The organism is Paenibacillus sp. J2TS4 (assembly GCF_018403245.1).
Classification (GTDB): Bacteria; Bacillota; Bacilli; order Paenibacillales; family NBRC-103111; genus Paenibacillus_L.
This window is the reverse complement of the sequence record NZ_BOSH01000009.1, coordinates 139047-159502: the sequence shown is the minus strand read 5'-3', so window position 1 is coordinate 159502 and position 20456 is coordinate 139047. Positions and strand designations below refer to the sequence as shown.

General features: G+C 48.9%; 22 protein-coding genes. 10 read left to right on the top strand and 12 right to left on the bottom strand.

Annotated elements, in window-relative coordinates; all coding sequences use genetic code 11:
* Positions 1 to 229: 229 nt before the first annotated feature.
* On the bottom strand, positions 230 to 1672 hold the full coding sequence (locus KJS69_RS19290; protein WP_213585416.1) for an FMN-binding glutamate synthase family protein: 1443 nt from the start codon (positions 1670 to 1672) through the stop codon (positions 230 to 232).
* Positions 1673 to 1697: 25 nt separating this feature from the next.
* On the bottom strand, positions 1698 to 1955 hold the full coding sequence (locus tag KJS69_RS19285; RefSeq protein WP_213585415.1) for a hypothetical protein: 258 nt from the start codon (positions 1953 to 1955) through the stop codon (positions 1698 to 1700).
* A 159-nt stretch (positions 1956 to 2114) separates the two neighbouring features.
* Here KJS69_RS19285 and KJS69_RS19280 point away from each other — a divergent pair, with 159 nt between their 5' ends.
* Entirely contained in the window at positions 2115 to 2300 is a 186-nt protein-coding gene (locus KJS69_RS19280; RefSeq protein WP_213585414.1) for a hypothetical protein, read from the top strand.
* 311 nt (positions 2301 to 2611) lie between these two features.
* Here KJS69_RS19280 and KJS69_RS19275 read toward each other — a convergent pair whose 3' ends face one another.
* Both KJS69_RS19275 and KJS69_RS19270 read right to left on the bottom strand, forming a co-directional pair.
* Positions 2612 to 4105, bottom strand: coding sequence for a PH domain-containing protein (locus KJS69_RS19275; RefSeq protein WP_213585413.1), 1494 nt, complete (start codon positions 4103 to 4105; stop codon positions 2612 to 2614).
* The gene (locus KJS69_RS19270) at positions 4102 to 4596 is read right to left on the bottom strand and encodes a PH domain-containing protein (RefSeq protein WP_213585412.1); all 495 of its coding nucleotides are present in this window, start codon (positions 4594 to 4596) and stop codon (positions 4102 to 4104) included. Before KJS69_RS19270 ends, KJS69_RS19275 begins: the two co-directional genes overlap by 4 nt.
* Positions 4597 to 4915: 319 nt before the next feature.
* Between KJS69_RS19270 and KJS69_RS19265 the strand changes: the two genes are divergently transcribed.
* From KJS69_RS19265 to KJS69_RS19255, 3 genes are all read left to right on the top strand, one after another.
* Positions 4916 to 5068 (top strand): hypothetical protein, encoded by a 153-nt coding sequence (locus KJS69_RS19265; RefSeq protein ID WP_213585411.1) that lies wholly within the window; start codon positions 4916 to 4918, stop codon positions 5066 to 5068.
* A 171-nt stretch (positions 5069 to 5239) separates the two neighbouring features.
* Positions 5240 to 7270, top strand: coding sequence for a ribosomal protection-like ABC-F family protein (gene abc-f, locus KJS69_RS19260; protein ID WP_213585410.1), 2031 nt, complete (start codon positions 5240 to 5242; stop codon positions 7268 to 7270).
* A 174-nt stretch (positions 7271 to 7444) separates the two neighbouring features.
* The gene (locus KJS69_RS19255; protein WP_213585409.1) at positions 7445 to 8431 is read left to right on the top strand and encodes a phosphotransferase enzyme family protein; all 987 of its coding nucleotides are present in this window, start codon (positions 7445 to 7447) and stop codon (positions 8429 to 8431) included.
* Between the two features lie 244 nt (positions 8432 to 8675).
* On the opposite strand, the gene KJS69_RS19250 is transcribed toward KJS69_RS19255, so the two are convergent.
* The 4 genes from KJS69_RS19250 to KJS69_RS19235 form a co-directional block, all read right to left on the bottom strand.
* Positions 8676 to 9575 carry an amidoligase family protein gene (locus KJS69_RS19250; RefSeq protein ID WP_213585408.1) on the bottom strand — a complete coding sequence of 300 codons (900 nt, stop codon included), beginning with the start codon at positions 9573 to 9575 and terminating at the stop codon, positions 8676 to 8678.
* A 188-nt stretch (positions 9576 to 9763) separates the two neighbouring features.
* Entirely contained in the window at positions 9764 to 10195 is a 432-nt protein-coding gene (locus KJS69_RS19245) for a branched-chain amino acid ABC transporter substrate-binding protein (RefSeq protein ID WP_213585407.1), read from the bottom strand.
* Positions 10192 to 10404, bottom strand: coding sequence for a helix-turn-helix transcriptional regulator (locus tag KJS69_RS19240; protein ID WP_213585406.1), 213 nt, complete (start codon positions 10402 to 10404; stop codon positions 10192 to 10194). The genes KJS69_RS19245 and KJS69_RS19240 overlap by 4 nt, the downstream gene beginning before the upstream one ends.
* A 152-nt stretch (positions 10405 to 10556) precedes the next feature.
* A complete protein-coding gene (locus KJS69_RS19235) occupies positions 10557 to 11075 on the bottom strand; it encodes a DinB family protein (RefSeq protein WP_374706678.1) in 519 nt (172 codons plus the stop codon).
* 257 nt (positions 11076 to 11332) lie between these two features.
* Here KJS69_RS19235 and KJS69_RS19230 point away from each other — a divergent pair, with 257 nt between their 5' ends.
* From KJS69_RS19230 to KJS69_RS19210, 5 genes are all read left to right on the top strand, one after another.
* Positions 11333 to 11944, top strand: a complete 612-nt coding sequence (locus tag KJS69_RS19230) for an HD domain-containing protein (RefSeq protein WP_213585404.1) — start codon at positions 11333 to 11335, stop codon at positions 11942 to 11944.
* Between the two features lie 619 nt (positions 11945 to 12563).
* Positions 12564 to 13058, top strand: a complete 495-nt coding sequence (locus tag KJS69_RS19225; protein ID WP_213585403.1) for a GyrI-like domain-containing protein — start codon at positions 12564 to 12566, stop codon at positions 13056 to 13058.
* A gap of 15 nt (positions 13059 to 13073) precedes the next feature.
* On the top strand, positions 13074 to 13592 hold the full coding sequence (locus tag KJS69_RS19220; RefSeq protein WP_213585402.1) for a GyrI-like domain-containing protein: 519 nt from the start codon (positions 13074 to 13076) through the stop codon (positions 13590 to 13592).
* Between the two features lie 4 nt (positions 13593 to 13596).
* The gene (locus KJS69_RS19215) at positions 13597 to 14019 is read left to right on the top strand and encodes a VOC family protein (RefSeq protein ID WP_213585401.1); all 423 of its coding nucleotides are present in this window, start codon (positions 13597 to 13599) and stop codon (positions 14017 to 14019) included.
* A 13-nt stretch (positions 14020 to 14032) separates the two neighbouring features.
* Positions 14033 to 14821: a VOC family protein gene (locus tag KJS69_RS19210; RefSeq protein WP_213585400.1), complete on the top strand. Its 789-nt coding sequence runs from the start codon at positions 14033 to 14035 to the stop codon at positions 14819 to 14821.
* A 198-nt stretch (positions 14822 to 15019) separates the two neighbouring features.
* Here the strand turns inward: KJS69_RS19210 and KJS69_RS19205 are convergent, their stop codons facing one another.
* The 4 genes from KJS69_RS19205 to KJS69_RS19190 form a co-directional block, all read right to left on the bottom strand.
* A complete protein-coding gene (locus KJS69_RS19205) occupies positions 15020 to 16447 on the bottom strand; it encodes an ABC transporter substrate-binding protein (RefSeq protein ID WP_213585399.1) in 1428 nt (475 codons plus the stop codon).
* 123 nt (positions 16448 to 16570) lie between these two features.
* Positions 16571 to 17359 carry an endonuclease/exonuclease/phosphatase family protein gene (locus KJS69_RS19200; RefSeq protein ID WP_213585398.1) on the bottom strand — a complete coding sequence of 263 codons (789 nt, stop codon included), beginning with the start codon at positions 17357 to 17359 and terminating at the stop codon, positions 16571 to 16573.
* Between the two features lie 26 nt (positions 17360 to 17385).
* Positions 17386 to 18210 carry a carbohydrate ABC transporter permease gene (locus tag KJS69_RS19195; RefSeq protein ID WP_249730616.1) on the bottom strand — a complete coding sequence of 275 codons (825 nt, stop codon included), beginning with the start codon at positions 18208 to 18210 and terminating at the stop codon, positions 17386 to 17388.
* Complete coding sequence (locus tag KJS69_RS19190) at positions 18207 to 19133, bottom strand: carbohydrate ABC transporter permease (protein ID WP_213585397.1); 927 nt, start codon at positions 19131 to 19133, stop codon at positions 18207 to 18209. The genes KJS69_RS19195 and KJS69_RS19190 overlap by 4 nt, the downstream gene beginning before the upstream one ends.
* 549 nt (positions 19134 to 19682) lie before the next feature.
* On the opposite strand from KJS69_RS19190, the gene KJS69_RS19185 reads away from it, so the two are divergent.
* Positions 19683 to 20420, top strand: coding sequence for a glucosamine-6-phosphate deaminase (locus tag KJS69_RS19185; protein ID WP_213585396.1), 738 nt, complete (start codon positions 19683 to 19685; stop codon positions 20418 to 20420).
* Positions 20421 to 20456 lie beyond the last annotated feature (36 nt).

Below are 20456 nucleotides of genomic sequence, written 5' to 3'. Positions count from 1 at the left end.
GGTCTGGTGATTAACCCTGGCCATAAATTTTTGAGTTGCCTTCGCAGCCTATTATGCAAACAAAAGATGACGGGAAAGAGGGATTTGAGGGATTTGCCGTTGAAAGCTGCTGCTGAAAATGGCCAGGCCCCGGTCATTCACTACATGCGATAATTAAAGCAGCAGTCATCATAAAGGGACCGTCCCATCTCAACCTGGGCGGTCCCTTAATTGATATCGATGTTTCAAGCTAATGCAGCGGGCTTGGTTCGTCCGCCGGCGGCTGCGGCTCCGTGTTAGTCATACCTGGTACTGCCGGAAGGAAAGGCTCCAGTCCGGCAAAAAATTGTCCCTGTTCCTCATGGGAAATGAACCCGAGCTCTATTCCGGTTGCCTTGGCCATAAACGGATCGAGTGTACATAAATCGGTTGCGGTCACATCCGTCAAGCTCGTCTTGCCGAGGGAATAGCACACAAGCTCCATCTCCCGTGCAGCGGCGTTAAGGAAGTTAACCAAAGTTTCGGTGCCCCGGTCCGGGTCCAGCTGATCCGTCATTTTGGCATTGTAGACAACGAGGCTTGTGGGGGGCTCGAAGGGCAATGACTTCGTCATCTGATCGCTGATCAGAGCCATTATAACAGCCGTCCCCATATAGACGGCATCCGCTCCCAAAGCGATCGCTTTCAGGCAGTCCCCCGGAGTCACTAACCCTCCGGTTGCAATAAGGCTTATATCCCCGGCCATTCCTTTGCGTGTCAAAAACTTGGAAGCCCTCGTAACGGCATACAAGGTTGGCAGTCCCATGTCGTCTTCCAGAATCGGAGCGGCTGCATGGGTTCCGCCTTCGGCTCCGTCCAGCGTTATAAAATCGACCTCGGCTTCCAGGGCGACTTGCAGCTCCTCCTCCAGAAAGTGGGTAGCTGCTATTTTCAGCCCTACCGGTACGCCGGTCTCTTCCTTCAGCTTTTTGACAAGGGCTATAAATTGCTCCTTCGTATCCACGCCAGGCAGACGAGAATGGATGAGGGCATCTTCCCCTTCGGGGATGCCGAACACCTCCCGGAATTCCTCGCCTATATTTTTGGCAGCCGTCCGCTGCGGGCTGGATCCTTGAGCCCCCTGACCCAACTGGATTTCAACAGCATCCATACGGGTATACTTATCGGGTGTATTCAGCCAGCCTCCGCGGTTGTATTGACCGATGAGAAGAGAAGCGGCTTCTCTTTCCTCCTCAAGCAAACCGGCTTCCCCTGTATTGGTAGCCGTTCCGATCTTGGTCGCTGCGCGGGCAAGGGCAATTTTAGTATTCTTGCTAAGCGCTCCTCCATAAGACATGGCTGCTATCATGATGGGGATGGAGATCGTGAGCGGTTTCCGGGCTTTTTTTCCTATGGTCACGGATGTATTGATCTGAACGTCTTCCGGAGTCGGGAATCGATGCAGATGAACCGGATTAAACAGCAGCTTCTCCCAAGGGGAAAAGCGGATATGGCTTCCCAGCGGTCTTGCAGGCGGCAGACCGGATTTGGACCGCATCATAATCTCCATCAAGGGAACAGGACCGACCTTCTTGGTGGAGGGGAACATCTCAAACAGATTTTCGGTATACTGATCCCTCGCGATTCTTTCGATCGCTTTATCCACGCTTTCATTGACGGCACTTCTAATGATATTGCTTACCCATTTGAACATGTTCAGCTCTCCTGTAGTATCTGTTCTATTGCTGCATGTTGTTCTTCAGCTCTTCCACCCGTTGGGCCAAAGACAGGCATATTTGCTTGACCTCGCCCAATTGACGCGCGGCATTCTGTTCCTCTATTGCGATCTGGTTCAGCCGGTCGTCTCCAAGGTTCGTCAAATCCTTGAAGTGCCGGGTCTCGACCGCGGATAAGGTGCCCGCAATCGTTTGCACGCGTTGAAGTTCGTGATGGACATATTCGAGCGAATCGTTAAGCTGGTTTTCGTGATTATCCATACCGTTTCCAGTCCTTTCTTCTTTTAGAATAGTGGCTTGATTTTACTATTCTGATTAACCTTTCCATTATTTATTCAAAAGGGAGCATTGGAGTAGATTGCCAAAAGTCGGGTAGGCTATTAACGGCAATTTCCATGCAGGAAGGAAGAGTGGCCGGACGTGCGAAATTATACTCTAATCGGGTCATTCTTATTGGGAATTGGAATGGTTGGAATGCTGGACGGGATCATTTTGGTGATTCTGTTAAGCGGAATGGTGCTGTTGAAGAGAAAACGAACGGTGAAGGGGGAGGCCGGGACGGCCGGAGGTTGGTGCTGTGGTGCGGTGTCCGGGGATGACCGGTAAAAGCATAATGACCGGCAAATTTGCAGGCCTTTGGGCGGAATCCGCTTAATTTACGCTAAAGACATGCATTTGTGCAGTAGAAATTATCGACTTCGGTTGATTTTGGGCTTTTAGCGGTAATGACCTGCAGATTTGCGCGTCTTTTTGATATTTGGCCGATTTACATCAAAAGACATGCATTATTGCATGTCCTTCGCCTTCTTGCATATTCTTGATCAGGCGGGTGGTTGACGAGTCTTGACTCGCGTTTGGCCATTTTAAATAACTTACCGTTTGGTGCCGCAAATCTGCTTATAAAAGTTTCAACATGATCATTCCACTTTTATTTCATTTCTACGTCTCATATACCAAGTATAGAATGATTCAGCAAACTCCAAGGGCACATCAGTCACACCAGCGTGATGAACCGGTTTGGCCCGGTTAATGGTTTCGATCGACGCGAGGCCCAGCCGTTTTTGAAATAGGCTCCGGGTTACATGGACTTCTATGACCTTGTCCCGTTTGGACACGAATAAAGAGGTAGCCAGACTGCCGGTTTTAAATTGAATAAAGTGATCGTTCAAAATGTAACGTGTGTTGAAGAAATCCAGCAATCTCGCTGCCGCAACAAGAATGAGCAGGGCCGCAGACAGAATCCACCAGGCTTGCTCCACTTTTAAAAGAGCTGGTTTGAAATAAAAAAGGACAGCCGTTGCGATGATCCAGATCCAGCTTGGCCGCAACAAGCGCAGCCCCAAGGATTTCGTCGGGAGGTGCATCATCTTCTGTGTCACTTTATAAGCTGGTAAAATTTCCGATACCAATTCATAGGCCCGTCTAACAGGGAGAAAAGGATAGAGAGAGTTGATTTCAAGCGAATTTTCCCCGGAACTGCCTGCACTGGTTAGCTTTACTTCGGCCAGTCCGAGCCATCTTTTCAACAGAGATTGTGTTATCTCGACGGCCTGCACCCTATCTTTTGAAATGGAAAAGGCGGTTTCATCGACTACCCCTTTGGTAATGTAGATACGCTCTGGATCAGTGGAGATTTGATACTTTCCATATTTGATATAGGTCCGCGCAATTCCGAAAGCGGTAGAAGCCATACCGAGAATAAGGATGATGATCGTCACCATCCACCAAGAGCTCAGGATACTCCTAAACATCCCTACGGCTTTTTCCTCTATATGAAAAACTTCATTGATTTTAAAATAAACAGAACCCATTAAAGGTATCAGAACCAAAAAGCTTAAAGAGGTAAAGGACGCCTTTAGAATGTCCTTCTTTGTCGGTTCAAAATGAATGATCCGATTGGTTGCACCTGCCTTAGATGGGGCCGGCTTTATATCATGGCCCGCCTGAATATCCGTCCGTTCCTCCCGGTTAGCATTTGCTATTAGCGCTTCCATTCGATCGGCTTCCGTTGGAGGAATGACCTTGAATTCCACCGTGGCCTCCTCCCCGGCCATTCCAGTTTCAAAATGAATAGAAGTCATTTTAAAAATTTGATGGAATAAAGAAGTATGACGATTGACGTTTTGAACTTTGGAAAAAGGAATGGTTTGTTCTGATTTATTGATAATTCCTTTGTAAAGATGAAAGGACCTGTCATCGAGTTCGTATTTATGGGTGAACCATTTCAAGAGGATGGAAATAAGGGAAATTCCGATAACCAGCAAAAAAATAATCCTGCCAAAGGTAATGAAATGCGAATCCGAGCCGGCTTTGATCACGAATAAAAAAAGGGCAAAGACAATGGAGTTCCGGATTAATTTCCAAAGATCCAAAAGAAGGGTAAGCGGATGGTATCGTTTGGCTTTTGTCATTGTTCCACTTCCTTGAGCTTGGCAAATTGCGCAATCTGATTCCTTAATTGGATAGCGACCCCTTTAGAGAGAGCCGGAATGGAGTGAGAAGACCCCATCGTTTCAATGGAAACGGAGCAGAGTCCGTATTTTCTAAGTAACGGCCCTTGTTTGGTTGCCACCGATTGAATTTTGGTCATCGGGACAAGCTCATGCCTCTCGTTTAATACACCTGATTTTAATTGGATAAACTCTTCATTCACATCATAGCGCCAGCTTTTATACAGCAGGAACGGGCTGATGAATGACCAGACGGCTGCCGGCACATAGATCGCGGTCACCCCTATCAGAATCCAGCCAACCCATTCTTTCCAGGAAAAACGATAGTCCAGGTAAAATAAAACCCCGATAATAATGAGCACGATTAGATTCGTAATCATTTCACTCAGGATCCATACTTTGACCGCATCCTTGGATAAACGTTGCTCAGGTGCGCTTATTTGAGAATACATAAAATCACCGCCTCTATTTCTAACCTGCTATGTTTTATAACTTTGCATTTAGTCTAATTTTGTAAAAATTGGACTTCCGGGGCCGTTCTGCTTCTAAACGAGAGACTTTGCTTTTGCACTACTTTATTATAAGTTTTCTTTCTTAAGCCGTCAGAAATTCTGTCTTAAATTATCCTTAACTCCCGCGATTCGCCAGGAGCTAATTTCTAATTTAGGAAAATGTACGCTGCGAACTTTACGAATCATGTTCATTGGGATATAATGTTAACTAATTATGGACTCTTCTCGTTCGAAGAGTTGACAGGAGGTGAGGTAGGAGATGAATCGTGATGTTGCCGTACTGCGGATTAGCCAATTGCCGATGGCGTTATTTGGCATTACTCATGCTGAAATCTTGCAACGGGATACGTCTGTCTATTTTGGCTTATACGAATACGACAATTTGGCGAAAGACTCTCCTGCCTTGACCTGAACGGGTTATCTTTTACATTGAGGCTGCAGGGAAGTGTTCCCTGTGGTCTTTTTTGTTTAGGCTGCTTTAGATCCCCCCATACGCAAGCGAAGCTGGATGAAAGATGCAGGCTTGAGTTGCGGGGTTCATAGGTTCCGGTCCGGGGAGTCGGCTGCCCGGAGGAGGATCACGATGATTGTAAGCTTTCAGCATGTGCAAAAATATTACGGCGCCAACGAGGTGCTGTCGGATGTTTCTTTTGAAGTGGGAGAAGGAGAGAAGGTCGGCCTGATCGGCCGTAACGGAACGGGCAAAACGACGGTGTTTCATCTGCTCAAGGGAGCCTTGGCACCCGATCAGGGTCAGATTTTTATCCGCAAGGGAACTCAGGTCGGCCTGCTGGATCAGGTTCCGGCCGATCAAGAAGGCCAGACCGTCTACGACGTGTTGGCTTCGGCATACAAGGATGTAAAGCAATGGGAAGCGGAAATGAAGGAGTTGGAGGTCCGGATGGCTGACGCTTCCGTCATTGCGGATGAGAGGATGCTGGGCGCCCTGCTGGAGAAATACGGCAAGCTGCTGGAGCAATTCGAGCAGGGCGGGGGCTATGAGATGGAGGCATCCATCCAACGGATAGCGGCTGGATTGGGCGTGGCCTCCGACCAATATGACCGACCCTTCGCATCGTTGTCGGGAGGGGAGAAAACGAAGGTGGGTCTGGCTTCTCTGCTTTTGACGCAGCCGGATCTTCTGCTGCTGGATGAGCCGACCAACCATCTCGACATGAACGCCATCGAATGGCTGGAAACGTTCTTGAGCTCGTATTCCGGCACGGTGATGGTGGTATCCCATGATCGGTATTTTCTGGACAAAGTCGCGGGCAAGATGATCGAGATCGAAGACGGTGAAGCCATCGTCTATTTCACCAACTACAGCGGCTATCAGCAGGAAAAAGAAGCCCGCCTGCTCAAGCAGTTCGCGGATTATCAGGAGCAGCAGAAGAAGATCAAAAAAATGCAGGAAACGATTAAGCAGCTGATCGAATGGGGCAATCGCGCCAATCCTCCTAATCCTTCGTTTCATCGGAGAGCGGCCTCTATGCAGAAGGCGTTGGATCGGATGGAGAAGCTGAAGCGGCCGATATTGGAGCGCAGGGCGATGGACTTGCAGCTGCAGCAGGAAGACCGTTCCGGCCGTCAGGTGCTTGAGCTGGACAAGGTAAGCAAAGCCTATGGCGAACGCTGTCTGTTGAGCCGGGCGAGTGCCCTGCTTCTGTATGGCGAGCAGGTCGCTCTGATTGGCCCTAACGGGGCGGGCAAGAGCACGCTGCTCAAGCTGCTGCTCCAGCAGACCGAGCAGGATGAAGGCGAAATCCGCATCGGATCGCGTGTGCAAATTGGATATTTGGCGCAGGAGGAAGCCCCTCCGGCGGAAAATAAGACCGTACTGCAATATTTTCGCGAAGAGCTCGCTATGGAAGAAGGCAAGGCACGGGGAGAATTGGCCCGATTTCTGTTCTATGGAGCGGATGTGTTCAAACGCGTAGCTAATCTGTCCGGTGGAGAATGGAGCCGGCTGCGGCTGGCGCTGCTCATGTTCCGCAAGCCGAATCTGCTGCTGCTGGATGAGCCGACCAACCATCTGGATATCGATTCGCGGGAAGCGCTGGAGGAGGCGTTGGAGGATTTCCCCGGAACGCTGCTTGCCATTTCCCATGACCGGTACTTCATCAATCGGATGGCCCGTAAAATATGGAATCTGGAGCAAGGGGCTATCACCGTTCATGAAGGGAATTATGATGAGTACCGGGAGAAGCTGGCGGCATGGGCAGCTGTAAGGGATGCCCCAATGGTTAAGCAGCCTGCCAAGGAAGACCGGCGGTCCGAAGGAGGCCAACCGGGGGCGAGTTCCCGGCGGGGAGCCAACGGAAGCGCTGAGGCAAGCGGCCGGAAGAAGGCGGGGGCTTCTCTCCCCGCAAGCCCAAGGGCCGCTCACTTGGCGAGTCGGAGAATTTCCCTCCCCGGGGGACGCCCGCCGGATTCGCCTGAAGAGTGGGAACGGGAGATTTCTGCAGCGGAATCTCGTATTCAGGCACTGGATGAGCAGCTGGCCTCCTTGACTTGGGAATCGGCTGAAGAATGGAACCCGCTTCTCGAGGAAAGGGCCAAGCTTCAACAGCGCTTGGATGAGCTTTACCGGATTTGGCTGGAAGCCGAGCAATAGAATTCCGTGATAAAAAGCAGACGGCAAGATACGTATTCCCCGGGCGGCCGGCTGGTCACGACGAGCCGAAGCAGACGATTCGAGAAGACAATGACATCATCGGGTGAGGCTAGATGAGCAGGAAAATGATGGCCGCAGGCAGCCTGCATGGGCCAAAGGGAAAGGACGATAAAGATGGATCATCAGGCCATTGCGGCCGACGCGTTGTCGCATTACGAGGTACCCTCTCCAACAATTGCTTTTATTCGCCACAATGAAAATTTGACCTACAAAATCACGGATGGCTCCAGCGGTGTATCCTATCTTCTGCGGATCCATAAGCCCGTTCACACCGGGCTTCACGGCCTGCAGCATTCCAAGCCAGGACTGAATGGGGGGATGGAGCTGCTGCAGGCGCTGGGAGAGAGCTCCGGCTTGAACGTGCAGAAGCCTGTCCGTAATCGTGAAGGAGAATTTGTCACCCGGATGAGGAACGGGGACGGGGCTGTTCACTGCACGATGCTGCAATGGCTGGAGGGGCGAGACTCGCAGCCTGAGGATTTTGCGCCGAGAGAGGCAGCTCTGCGATACGGAGGCCAGGTCGGCATGCTGCACCGCTTCACGAGCGGATACACGCCGGATCCGGCCAGCGGCAGGCCCGCTTACGCCGGCATTACGGAGAACGAGGCGATGCTGGAACGACTGGCCTACGGCCGGGAGCGCGGCATATTTGCGCCGGCGGATTTCGGCAGGATGAGCGAAGCATTCCAGCTCATCAACGAGCGGCTTCGCGGCTATCCGCCGGCTCCCGACACATGGGGCATCATCCATGCCGACATTAACCGGGCCAATGTCATCGTGACCCATCAAGGCTTCACCTTGATAGATTACTGCCTGTACGGCTACGGTTATTTTTTGTATGATGCGGCCGGCGGTGTGCTCAGCGTCCCGTCCGAGCGGCGGGATGATTTCATGGAAGGCTATGCCGCGGAATTCCCTTCCTCCGGCGGCGATACGATGAAGCTGCTCGAAGGCTTCATGCTGCTGAATATTTTCGGTTATTATTCATTCCATATGATGAATACCTCGGTCCATCCTTGGATGCGGGAGCGGCTGCCTTCCTTTTGCGCCAATAGGGTAGCTCCGTTTTTGGAGGAGCGGCCCATTTATCATTTGCTGTAGACAGGCGTGCCTGCTCTATGCTTGGTTTAAGAATCATGGTTTGGCGGATCACCGAAAGTCTTGTTGGTGAACGCGCATTCCCCGGTGTGCGCAGCGGCGCTGGCATGCGGATGCAATATAAAAAACGCCTACAGACAAGACCCTGTGCACAGAGAACGAGAGCTGCGGAAGCGAGCTCTCGTTCTGAGTAGGTCCTTTGAAGGCTAGGCCGGGCGTGCCGCCTTTAAGCAGCACGCAAATGCAGTTAAGTCAACAGCTCCCATCCTGTGCCGGAGGGGCGGAAGGTATACTTATGCAGTTTCCCCTCTTGATTCTCAATAGCGACCAGAATCCCTTCCGGAACCGGCAGAATATGGTGAATTTCACCCTCCGGGACCAGACGTTCCGCCATTGGAGCGAATACCGGAATCAGGGCCTCCTCCAGCCAAACTCTTTCCATGTACCAGCGTGGAGGGGTGGCGGGAGGCGGATATCCTTCGGCAGGAGCCCCCAGTGCGAGTGCAAGCCGAACCGGGTCGTCAGGGAGCTCGCTTCCTGCGCCTACAGCCGAGACGAAGCGCAAGCAAAGCTCGACCGTGCGAATGATTTCGTCATATTCCAAGGACCCGTTAGCGTACCGAATTTCGACGGTTCCTATATCGAACCATGAAGCCATATTCAATCCACAGCGATGGGATTGGGGCCGGCCCTGATAGCGAAGCGCGGAACGCTCCTGCCATAACATATAACGTCTCTTCATTTCATCAGTAACCGGAGGGCAATAGATCCGCCGGTGCTCACTTGTGCGCAGCAAGCCTTGTAAAGCTTCCTGAACAGCCAGAGCGGTATCCAGCAAGGCCATAACCATCGGCAGTCCCCACGGCTCCAGACCGATATGAACATGTAATCCGCAGCTCCAGTTGGCGGTAGCCCCATGCATTTTCAACCGATTCAGCATTTCGCGAATTTGTTCTCGTTCTCCCCAGTGCAAAGGGGGAGGCTTGAGCTCACTTCCCGATTCCATTCCGGTTTCATCTATCTGCCTTTCGTCCAGGGACATTTCCCAGCCTGGCAGCAAGTCCACCTGGTCCGGAAACTCGACTCCAATAAATTCGATTTCAACTCCGAAACGAAGTTCCTTCCAATCCAGCTTTCTATACCACACTGTGTCCACCCTCTCACCATTAGTTATCCGCCTGAGCATCAGAGGAGAGTGAGGCAAGGTGGGCCTCGGCATTACCAGGGAATCTTTTCTTTGAACATGGGGAGGCCTCCTCCAAGTTGATATCCTGAATCCATGATGCATCTTTCGTAGCCTATTCTACAAGCTGGCTGTATTTTCCTGCCATCAAGTTAATCGTCGTCCTCACTACGTTGTTTTCTCAAGTAGTGGACAACGGAGTAGGAAAGCAGGAAGCATGCGGACAGGACCCCCCCAATAATTAAAGCCTGTTCCAGTGTGCCCCCGGGAGACAGATAGGTAATCAGACCAAAGATGACTCCTATGGCCAAAGCCAGAATGATTTTCTGGACATAAGAAGCTTCTCGCTTGTTTTTGTTCTTCTTCGTTTCTTCCACATCCAGCGATATTCTTAAATTTAAGAACGCTAAAATAACCCCGGTGCCAATGACAACCAACCATAACGGATTATCTGTAATATGAGTAATCCCTTTAACGATCCCGTCATAAACCAGAATCCCCAATATACATAAGGTTTGGAAGCCAAAGGCGATGCGAATATTTTTTAACCCTTGAAGGGTCAACCGCTCGTCTTTAATTTTCATTCTCCATCCTTCCTTTCTTTCCAAAATAATTCATCCAGCGATTTATTAACGGCATAGCATATGTCCAGACATAGATTTAAGGAAGGGTTGTACTTCCCTTTTTCGATCAAGCTGATGGTCTGGCGGGTCACTCCGGTCTTTTCGGCTAATTGCTGTTGAGTCATGTTCATTTGAACACGGGCTATTCTTACTCGATTATCCACACTCATTGTCTCCTCCTCTAAAAGGAATTGTAACATATATAAAACAAAATTCAATATATATATTACATTATGTTGGGGATGGGGCTGCTAAGATTTGTATATCTTTAAGCGCCCGGATGGATGGTGCGGAATATTGGGGAGAGCTTGATCTAATTGTGTTAACCCTTGAGTCTCCTTGCGATCATTCTTATTTGACCCCTATGATTGATTTCATCTTCAAAAACGTGATACCACATGAAATAATAATTGGCCGGCTTATTGTACCAGAAAGTTTTTTCCCGCTCCAGCCAGCTATCGTCTGCGGTTTTGAATAATTCATAGGTTCTTGTCCTCACTTCATCTAGCCGATCCAGGTAAAAGTCCAGATCATGGCCTCTAATCTTATTCCGTCCTTCATCTCCCAATTCGAGTGCGGCGCCCCATACGGATAATTCTTCTTCGGACAGTTTTCTTTCTTCAAAAGTCGAGACTTGGTAGGCGTATTCGACCGCCGCAAAATGCAGCAGTAAAGCTCCAATGGAGTTGCTCTTGGAATCCAGCAAATAATCCAATTCTTTCACAGTAAGATTTTTGACAGATTCGAGGGTAGTGTGTCTGGCGTAGTTGATCATGGATAGCAAACGGCTGATTTGGGGTGAATAACCGGGAATATCGGTAATTAGGTAGATTTTTTCCATATTCATTCAGGAACCCTCCAATTTATCGTAAGTATAGTTTTGCAACGGCTAATCCGAAACAGGTCATAAGATAAGTATACCATCCCATTGGGCTTCGATCTTGAGAACAAATCGTTATACTGAAAAAATAGAATGACTGCTTTATTCCTTTCATTTACAATTAGGTTAACTTGCTGAATTTAGGGAATTTTGGCTTATGCAATGGCTTTTGCTGCGGTTTGAACGGTTAAAAAAGTATAAGAAGGATGTGCTGCCCGATGGATATCGAGAAAATAAAAGAAGTGGCGATGAAAACGATGAGCCGCAGAAAATCGCATTTGCAAAGGGAACGCGGATTTATCTTTTATCATGGTCAGCGAGTGGCCAATATGGCGATTCACTTAAGGAAAAGTTTGTTTCCGGAGGACAGCTCCAAGGACGATATTATTTATGTAGGCGCTTTATTCCATGATGTAGCCAAAGGAATTGAGCCGCATGGCAAAATGGGAGCGCAGCTCATTCCTCATTTGTTGAATGAGTACTGCACGGCACAAGAGCTGGAGCAGATTTCCGAAGTGGTCGCGCTTCATAATGCCAGACAGCGGGAGGGGCAGCCCTTCTATGTGAAGCTGGTACAGGATGCGGATGTACTGGATCATTTCGGCTCTTTGGAAATATGGCTTAAATTTATGTACAGCGCGCACACGGAGGAAAATGTATTTGACGCTGTTGCCTTGTGGGATAGCAAGGAGCACCAGGAATACATAGAAAATAGCCGAGCACTTTTAAATTATGATCTGTCCCAAAAAATATATGACGACAGAATCGAGTTCGAAAGAACGTTTCAGGAGCGCTTTGCTTTGGAGTGCAACGGAGAGATTTTTTATTAGAGATTCTGAGGCCCCAAACGCGGTCGTCATCGGAAAGGATGACAGCTTTTAGCGCGTAACTAGTTCTACCAATCGTGGATCTGTTTAAAGCCAGGAGGATGCCAATGGAAATCTGGTCTAAGGATAGTATGTTGGTTTGGGATTCTATCCCGGCATGAAATATACGACTTTCAGGCTGGAGAGCTGAATTCAATAGTAAGCCACCACAGGAATATTTGTAAAATTTTACTATAAAGAGATTGATTTAGAACATTTGTTCTGATATAATGGATCCAAAGTTGCAAGCGGCACTCTCGGACTGCGTACTTATACTATTTGGAAGCGGGAAGGAAGATATAAGCATCATAGAATTTTCGTGAAATACGCATATCAGTCAACTGGCACCGCGAATCGAAACAGAACGTTCCGGTGTTTTTTTTCATAATTATAAGGATTTATGAGATTTACACTTATAATCATGCTTATAATTCACCGCGCAAACGTCGATCCACCGTTAAAGGACGGCGGTAGCCGTTTACGGTTGTATCTTCCGGTTTGCCTGCTGCCCATGATTTCCCTCACCTTGCTGTATGACGAGGCCGTGAGCAATTTCAACGACAAGCTCAAGGAGGTTTGTTCTGTGATTATTGAAACGAAACGGGTGTATAAGCCTGCTTTTATGGCGGTAGGCCTGCAAGAGCAGGTACAGCCTGATCCCGATGTGAAGCCATCGGAGAATGCCATTGCCCGGCTGTGGGACCAGCTTAACTCGCGCGCCGGTGAGATTGCCAATCCGGTCGGATTCCGAGGCTACGGACTCATTCGACAAACTCCCGAGATTAAGCCGGGGGATCCGTTTACGTACACGGCGGCCATCGGGGTCACCTCGTTCGGCCAGTTGCCCGAAGGAATGGTCTCTATAGAGGTCCCGGCTTCGCATTATGCGGTTGTGACTTATCGGGGAGAACTGGACGGATTGGGTGAAGGCTTCGAATATTTCTGGACCTCCTGGCTTCCCCAGTCTGAGTATGTCTACGACGGCGTATATGAGTTTGAATTCTACGATCAACGCTACCGGAACCGGACTGACCCTGGTTCTGAAATCGATCTGTACTTTCCTATTTCACCTAAATAGAAGGAGGATTAATGCATGTCCAATGTGAGTCCATCGGCCGAGCCGGCCGTCGTTGCCAAGCCCGCTTTTACCATCATTGGAGTGACCTTCACTGCTAATCTAGTAGAGATTATGGAACAGAAGCTGGGCAAGAAAGCTTACGAGACTGTTCTAAACAGGAAGCAAGAGATTGTATCGCGATTATCCGACGATGTCTATTTGGTGCAGGTCTATCCATATAAACCGGGCTTTAATGCGCAAGTAGACGCTTTTACCCAATACATCGGATATGTCGTGACCGAAGAGACGGCTCCGCCTGAGGGGATGGCCGTCCGCTCGTTTCCCGAGCGGCAATATGTTAAGGTGACTCACTATGGGCTTGAGTCTGAGCTGAGCCGTACTTATGATTTGGTTTATGGGAAATGGATGAGGGAGAATGGCCGCCATCCGGATTCGTTCGATTTCGAAATTTGGGACGAGCGTTATAAACCGGAACAGCCCGATAATGAAATTGATCTTTATGTGGCGCTGGCTAATTCTGCAGAGGAGTCATAATCCGATGACGAGCCAAACTAAGAAAGCGATGTTGAAAAGAATCGATTGCGCCTATATTCCGGTATCTGATGCAGAAGCCGCCGCGGAATGGTACGGCCGTGTGCTTGGCTTGAAGCTGCGTTCACCGGTTCAACCCGGAAGAGGCGCGATTATGATTATGGGGGACGGCCAATGGCTGTTCTTGCTCCCTTGCCCGGATAGGACGCCGTTGACCTTTCTGACGACGGGTTGGTCGGAGGACAGGGAGCCCTTTGAGATGTTTCCGCTCTGCTTTGAAACCGATAACATTCATTCGCTTTATGCTTCCTTACAGGTCTCCGGCGTTTGGATGGAGGAGGAAATCCGGGACGAGGGAGGTTGCGGGCTGCAGCTTAATTTTAAAGATCCCGACGGCAATAAATTTCAAGCCTGGCAGCAGCCTGAATAGGAGGGAAGGCCGTATGAAAGCTACAACGAATCCATTTCCGTTACAAGATCGGATAGCGAGTATATTCCTGCATGTATCGGATTTGCGGCGCGCGGCAGAATGGTACAGCGAGCTGCTTGGCATGCCGCTGTATGACGAGCGGTTGAACGGAGGGCCCGTCTATTGGTTTGATCTTCCCGGGACGGGCCTGATTCTGGATAATAACGAGAATAATCGGAAGGATCCGAATTGGCGTGAGGACATGAAGCCGCTCATTATGTTCGCTTGCGACGACATAGATGAAGCCTATGCCTACGTGAAGGGCAAAGCCGAACCGATCCATGAGCCGAACAGGCATCCGGGCATGGCTTATTTCAACTTCCGGTCCCCGGATGGCCGGGCTTATATGGCGTGCTGGGCGGAGGATGGCGGTCAAGAATTTGAGCCGTTTAAAGGAGCTAGCCCCATTATTCCGCGCATTGGCGGGGTGTTCGTCAACGTACGCGACATGAAATCGGCGGCCGCCTGGATAAGCGACTTGTTGGGGATGCCGCTTCGTGAAGAGGAAACGGACGATTCCATTTACGTGCTGCCTACTTCGCGAGGCGCCCATATTTTACTTGACGATAACCGCTATCGCCGCGGGGAGACGTATGAAATCCCGTTCATGTTCGACACGGACGATATTGAAGCTTCCTATGTTTACGCGGCCCAGCACGGCATGAGCATATTCCATGACATTGAGCGGCATGGGGGCGTTGCGTACTTCACACTCACGGACCCGGACGGCAACCTGGTTATGGTCTGTCAAGAGGAAGAGTGAGGATATGAGGTACAGCAGTGGAAAGTGAAGTCATGTTCCAGTTATTCAATATGATGGGTTCTCCATGCTTGCTAATGTCCGATGAAGCACCGGCTTAGCTTAGAAGCTTAGACGGAAGAAGCTGACGCCTCAGGGAAGGATGTCAGCTTCTTAGTTTCCATTTTATCGCTTGCCGGCGGTTCGCTTAGCCTGGCTGCACTATTTTTTATTTACTTTATTGTAATCCTGCAAGGCTTTATTGCTCGCCTCCGCCATATTTTGAACCGCTGTATCCAGCTCGGTTCTTCCCAGGACGTAGGCCAGAATCTCTTCTTTCATGATCCGGCTAAACTCCGTCGGAACCCCGACTAACGGCTCTTGGGTTTCGGGAGAAGAAGCATGCAATTGGTCAATGGCGGTTTGGAATAGCTTATTTTTGTCCAGATGCTCTTTCATTTGCGGCAGATCGTAAGTCTTCGTGTTCACCGGGAAGTAACCGGTCCCGGTATGCCACATCAATTGGGTTTCCGGGGACACGCTGAATTTGAGATATTCCCAGGCCGCATCAATCTTGGCCTGATCGCCCCGGTCCATCACATATAGCGCTGAACCTCCCACGGCTACTCCGCCTTGATCTCCTTCCTGTACCCGCGGCAAGAAGGCGGTGCCTACCTCGAACTTATCTCCGACGGCATTAAGCACGCCTCTCAACGCCGCGGTCGAAGCGAGGAACATGGCCAGCTTGCCGGCGGCAAATTCTTCGGTCGTGTTGGCGTCTGTCCCCGTCTGGATTCCGCCGTAGTCTATCGCTTTTTTCCACTCCGTTAAAAATTGCTTCATCGTGCCTGTGGAATCGAATTCGATCTCGGTCATCGTGTCCTCCCGGCCGTTCTTATTGTTTCCAATATAGGAGCCGGCGCCCTGCATACCGATCCAACTGGACATATGCCACAGGTCAGGCGTACCGGAGAAGCCCCATTGCGCTACTTGATCGCCGTTCTTCTTGGTCAGCTTAAGCGCGTATTGACCTAATTCGTCTATCGTTGCGGGCGGTTGAGCGGGGTCCAGGCTGGCCTCTTCAAACATCTTCTTATTGTAATACAGCAAGATGGTAGAGTTGGCGAAGGGAACACCCATCTGCTCTCCTTTAAAGCTGAAGGACGCTAACGCATTGGGCTCCAGATCCTTAATGTTGAAGGAAGAATCTTTGGCGATCAAGACATGGGCCGGAACTAAGCTCGGGACATCTTTGATATAGGCGGTATCCGAAGCGGGAACTTGAACAATATCCGGCAGATTTTTGGTATCCTTCGCTTGGACGGCGGCTCTCACTTTTTTCATCAAATCCTGATAGCTTCCTTGGAAGACGGGCGTTATAGCAATCCCTTGCTCCTTGCCGGCGGTATCGTTGTAATGCTGAACCACCTGCTTGACGACAGCTTCATTGGCGCCGCCCATAGCATGCCAGAACGTTAATTGAATCGTCCCCTTATCCGCTGGTGCAGACGGATTAGTGCCGGTTTGCGTCTGGTTGTTGTTCGGTTTAGGGGAGTTGGCTCCAGTTGAAGCCCCTCCTCCGCCGCTTCCTCCACAACCGGCTAACGTTACAGCAAGAATAGTAACAAGGGATAGGATGCGCTTTTTCATTATGGCTACCTCCATGTCGTTAGGTTGTTTTCAGTTGCCTGCGTATAAGCCTAATTGTCTAACTGCTCATATAGTGCTGAAATATAGAAGGTCGACTGTTGCGCAGCAGTAATAGATGACTGCCTAGAATTGCAGGGTAGAGAGGACAGGATAATGATCCGATGGATAACCCCCTTCGACTTGATCTCGAATAATAGTCGTCGACAGGAAAGGATGATCCGGACTGCCTAGAATATAATCTATGGGGCCTCCTTTCGTTCCGCCGCGATAGCCATGAAAAGTAAGAGAATGCTGTTTTTCCTCCTCGGTCAGGAGGTCATAACAACTGATCATTGGAAGCTGCTCATGAATCAGGTTCAACAGTCCGTTCTCCGGCACATCGTTGAAATCTCCCGTAAGGATGAAGGGCAGCGGGCGCTCTTCATTCAGCTCCTTGATTCGGGCGGTAATGAGCTTTAATCCCTCCTGTCTGGCCACTCGGCCCACATGGTCCAGATGGGTATTGAAAAATCTCCATACCGGCTCCGTATCGTTCGCCAAAGCCAACTCCACCCAGGAACATATTCTTTCGCAGCGGGCATCCCATCCTGAACTGCCGATGATTTCCGGGGTTTCGGAAAGCATGAAGGATTCTTTTTTGACGATGGAGAACTTATCCCTTTTAACGAAAACAGCGCTGAACTCTCCCCACTCCTCTGAGGCGATACGGTTAACCCCATAAACTTCATAAAGAGGGGAGAATCGCTCGGTTAGCCAGGCGAGCATCGGAATATTCGCTTCTTGTGTGCCAAGAAGATCCGGTGCCTGCTCCTCTATCATTTGAGCCGCCCAATGCTTTCTTTGCTCCCATACAAAGGGATCTGCAGGGACATCGACCCGAAGATTGAAGGTCATGATTGTGATGGTTTGCATAAGCTATTCCTCCCGTATTAAGCGGTTTATCCTTTAATTCCACTGGATGAAATACTGAAGACCAATTGCTTCTGAAAGATCAGGAACACCAGGATGGAGGGGATCAAAATAACTGTGACTCCGGCCATAACTGGTCCGTATACCATACTTTCCTCGAACTGCAGCATCGTAATCCCGACCTGAACGGTTCTCATCTCTTCCGCATTCGTTACCATCAAGGGCCATAAATACGTATTCCAAAGATTGATGAAGGAAGCAATGAAGATAGAGGAGAGAATCGGCCGGGAGACGGGCAGCACCACGCTCCAGTAAAAACGAAGATCACCGCAACCGTCGACAAACGCCGCATCCTTAAAATCTTTAGGGATCGTCATGAAATGCTGGCGAAGGATAAACATATACACCGCCGAAGCCAGCATGACCACGATCACTCCCGAATAAGTATCGATTAAATTCAATTTGGCGACCGTAATGTAGTTGGTAATAATGAGCATATCTCCGGGGATCATCATCGTTCCCAGGATGAATAGAAACCAGAAATGCTTTCCTTTGTAATTGAAAAAAACGAAAGAATATGCCGCCAGACTGCTTGTAATCAGTCTCCCAATGGTACACACGAATGCGATAAAAAAGGAGTTCCACATAAATCGCAAGATGGGGGTCGCCGTAAATACGGTCATGTAATTTTCCCAATACAGCTTGCTGGAAAACAGCTTGGGCGGATAGGAGCTCAGGTCATCCGGGCTCATAAAGCTTACTCCCACACAATAAATGACTGGAAAAATAATGATAACTCCGACAAGGAACCCGATTAGCGGCATGAGTACGGACAGCGTCCTCTGACGGATCAAGAGTAATGCACCCCTCTTCTTTCATAGATAAAGGTGAGCAGCGTAAACAGCATGACGAGAAAAAAGATAATGACGGCTATCGCGCTGCCGTATCCATATTTACCTTTCTCGAACGCTTCGGTGTACATCCAGTAAATCATCGTCTCGGTAGATCCCATCGGTCCGCCCTTAGTCAGGATCATGACAGGTCCAAAAACCATCAGCGCTCCAATAAGATCGGTGCAGATCAGAAAGAAAACTGTCGGGGTGATCAGAGGGAATTTAATTTTAGTAAATTGCTGTATATAATTTGCTCCCTCAATGCTGGCGGATTCCAGTAATTCTTGCGGAACGTTGCGAAGGGAGGCTAGCAGAAACAAGAAATTGATGCCGAGTCCCATCCAGATGCTGAGGATAGCAATACCCAGCATGGCGTAATTCTCATCCCCGAACCAGTTGATGCCGAGTCCGGTAATATAGTTGAACATTCCAATGGTCGGGTTCATTAATAATTGAAAGATCATGACCGTGGAGGACATCGAGACAGCCATCGGAAGGGCAAACATCACTTGATAAATTGTGCTTCCCTTTCTTCTCTTTTCCGCCAGCAGCGCCAGGGTGAGGCTGATCACAAATATTCCGGGAATGGTGACCACTGTATACTTCAAAGTATTTAGAAGCGTTCTCGCAAATTGCTTATCCTTAAACACCTCGATATAATTTTCCAGCCCAACAAATTCAACCGGATCGCCGTTCATATCCACCAAGGTAAACCCTAGATGCAATGTTTTGGCGAAGGGGTAGTAAGTGAATAAAACGACAAAAAACAAGCAAGGCAGCAAAAATAAATAGGGCTTGATACTATGGCTTATTCTTTTCTTTCCTTTCTTCCGACCTGACCTTGGATGAAGGGGGGGAGTATTATCAGTTAATGCGGTGTTCATAATTTCACCCTTTCCGCTGCGTGGATAGACAACCAATCGATGCTTCCTATTATGGAATACAATAGTTATAGGAGCATCAAAACCATGTAGTGATTATGTTAAGATTATTCAGAAAAGGCATAAAAGTGCCGGTCCGTTAGAAAAGGCTTTCATAAAAATTTTATCTTTTATTTTGCTTGATAGATCAAGGAAAATGGCAAAAAATGGACATCATTTTGGGAGCATGTTCGGGCTTGAGAAAGCGCCTCCCAAATAAGCTATAACGAAACGATATCCGCACATCACTCTAATTGTGTACTGCTGTTTAATTAAACCTGTATTCCTAAACACTACTAAATTGAATTTCGCATTTTCCCGTTCATTTCGGATGCGGTTTTTCCCAGTTCTTTTGAATGAATTGATATCTCTCCACATGAGGCCTTTCCGATATCGACGGATAAGGAAAGCTATGTTATACTGAGAAATAGTAATCGATTACTATTATTTTCTACTGTATTTTTATTTGTTATAAAAGCCAACATATTTTTGATCTAAAGGAGGTTAGCTTCGTTGTTGATTCATATATCTGAAGATTCAGATTTAATGGGACGGGCGGCGGCTTTGTATTGTGAAAAGATTATGCGGGAGACGTTAAAAGCGAACGGGAGGGCGAGAATATTACTTTCCACTGGCGCGTCTCAATTTGATTTTTTCACTCATTTTGTAAAAGCAGAGCTGGAATGGGATAAAGTGGAGATGTTCCATCTGGACGAATATGTCCAGCTGTCGGAAGACCATCCGGCGAGCTTCAGGAAATATTTGAAGGAACGTTTTCTCCAGCCTACGGGAGTGCATAAATACTGGCTGGTTGACGGAGAGAAGGACGTCCACGAGAAGCTCCAGCGTCTGAATGAAGAGATAGCAAAATATCCGGTCGATCTGGCGTTAATCGGAATCGGGGAGAATGCCCATATTGCCTTCAATGATCCGCCGGCGGACTTTCACACGAAAGAGCCGTATAAAATTGTTGACCTGGATGATGCCTGCAAACAACAGCAGGTAAGGGAAGGCTGGTTCAAAAGTATAGATGAAGTTCCGAAGCAAGCGATAACGATGACAGTTCACCAAATTCTGCAAAGCAAACAGATTGTATCCTGTGTCCCTCATCAAGTAAAAGCGAAGGCAATTCGCCAAACGTTGCAGAGCAGTGTAACTCCTGAGGTTCCTTCTACGATTCTAAAAACGCATCCCCATTGGAGACTTTATCTGGATAAAGAGTCTTCGGCGGAAATGATTGCTTGGCCCTGACTTTAGCTGTCGGTTAATACCCGGATAATCGTCCCG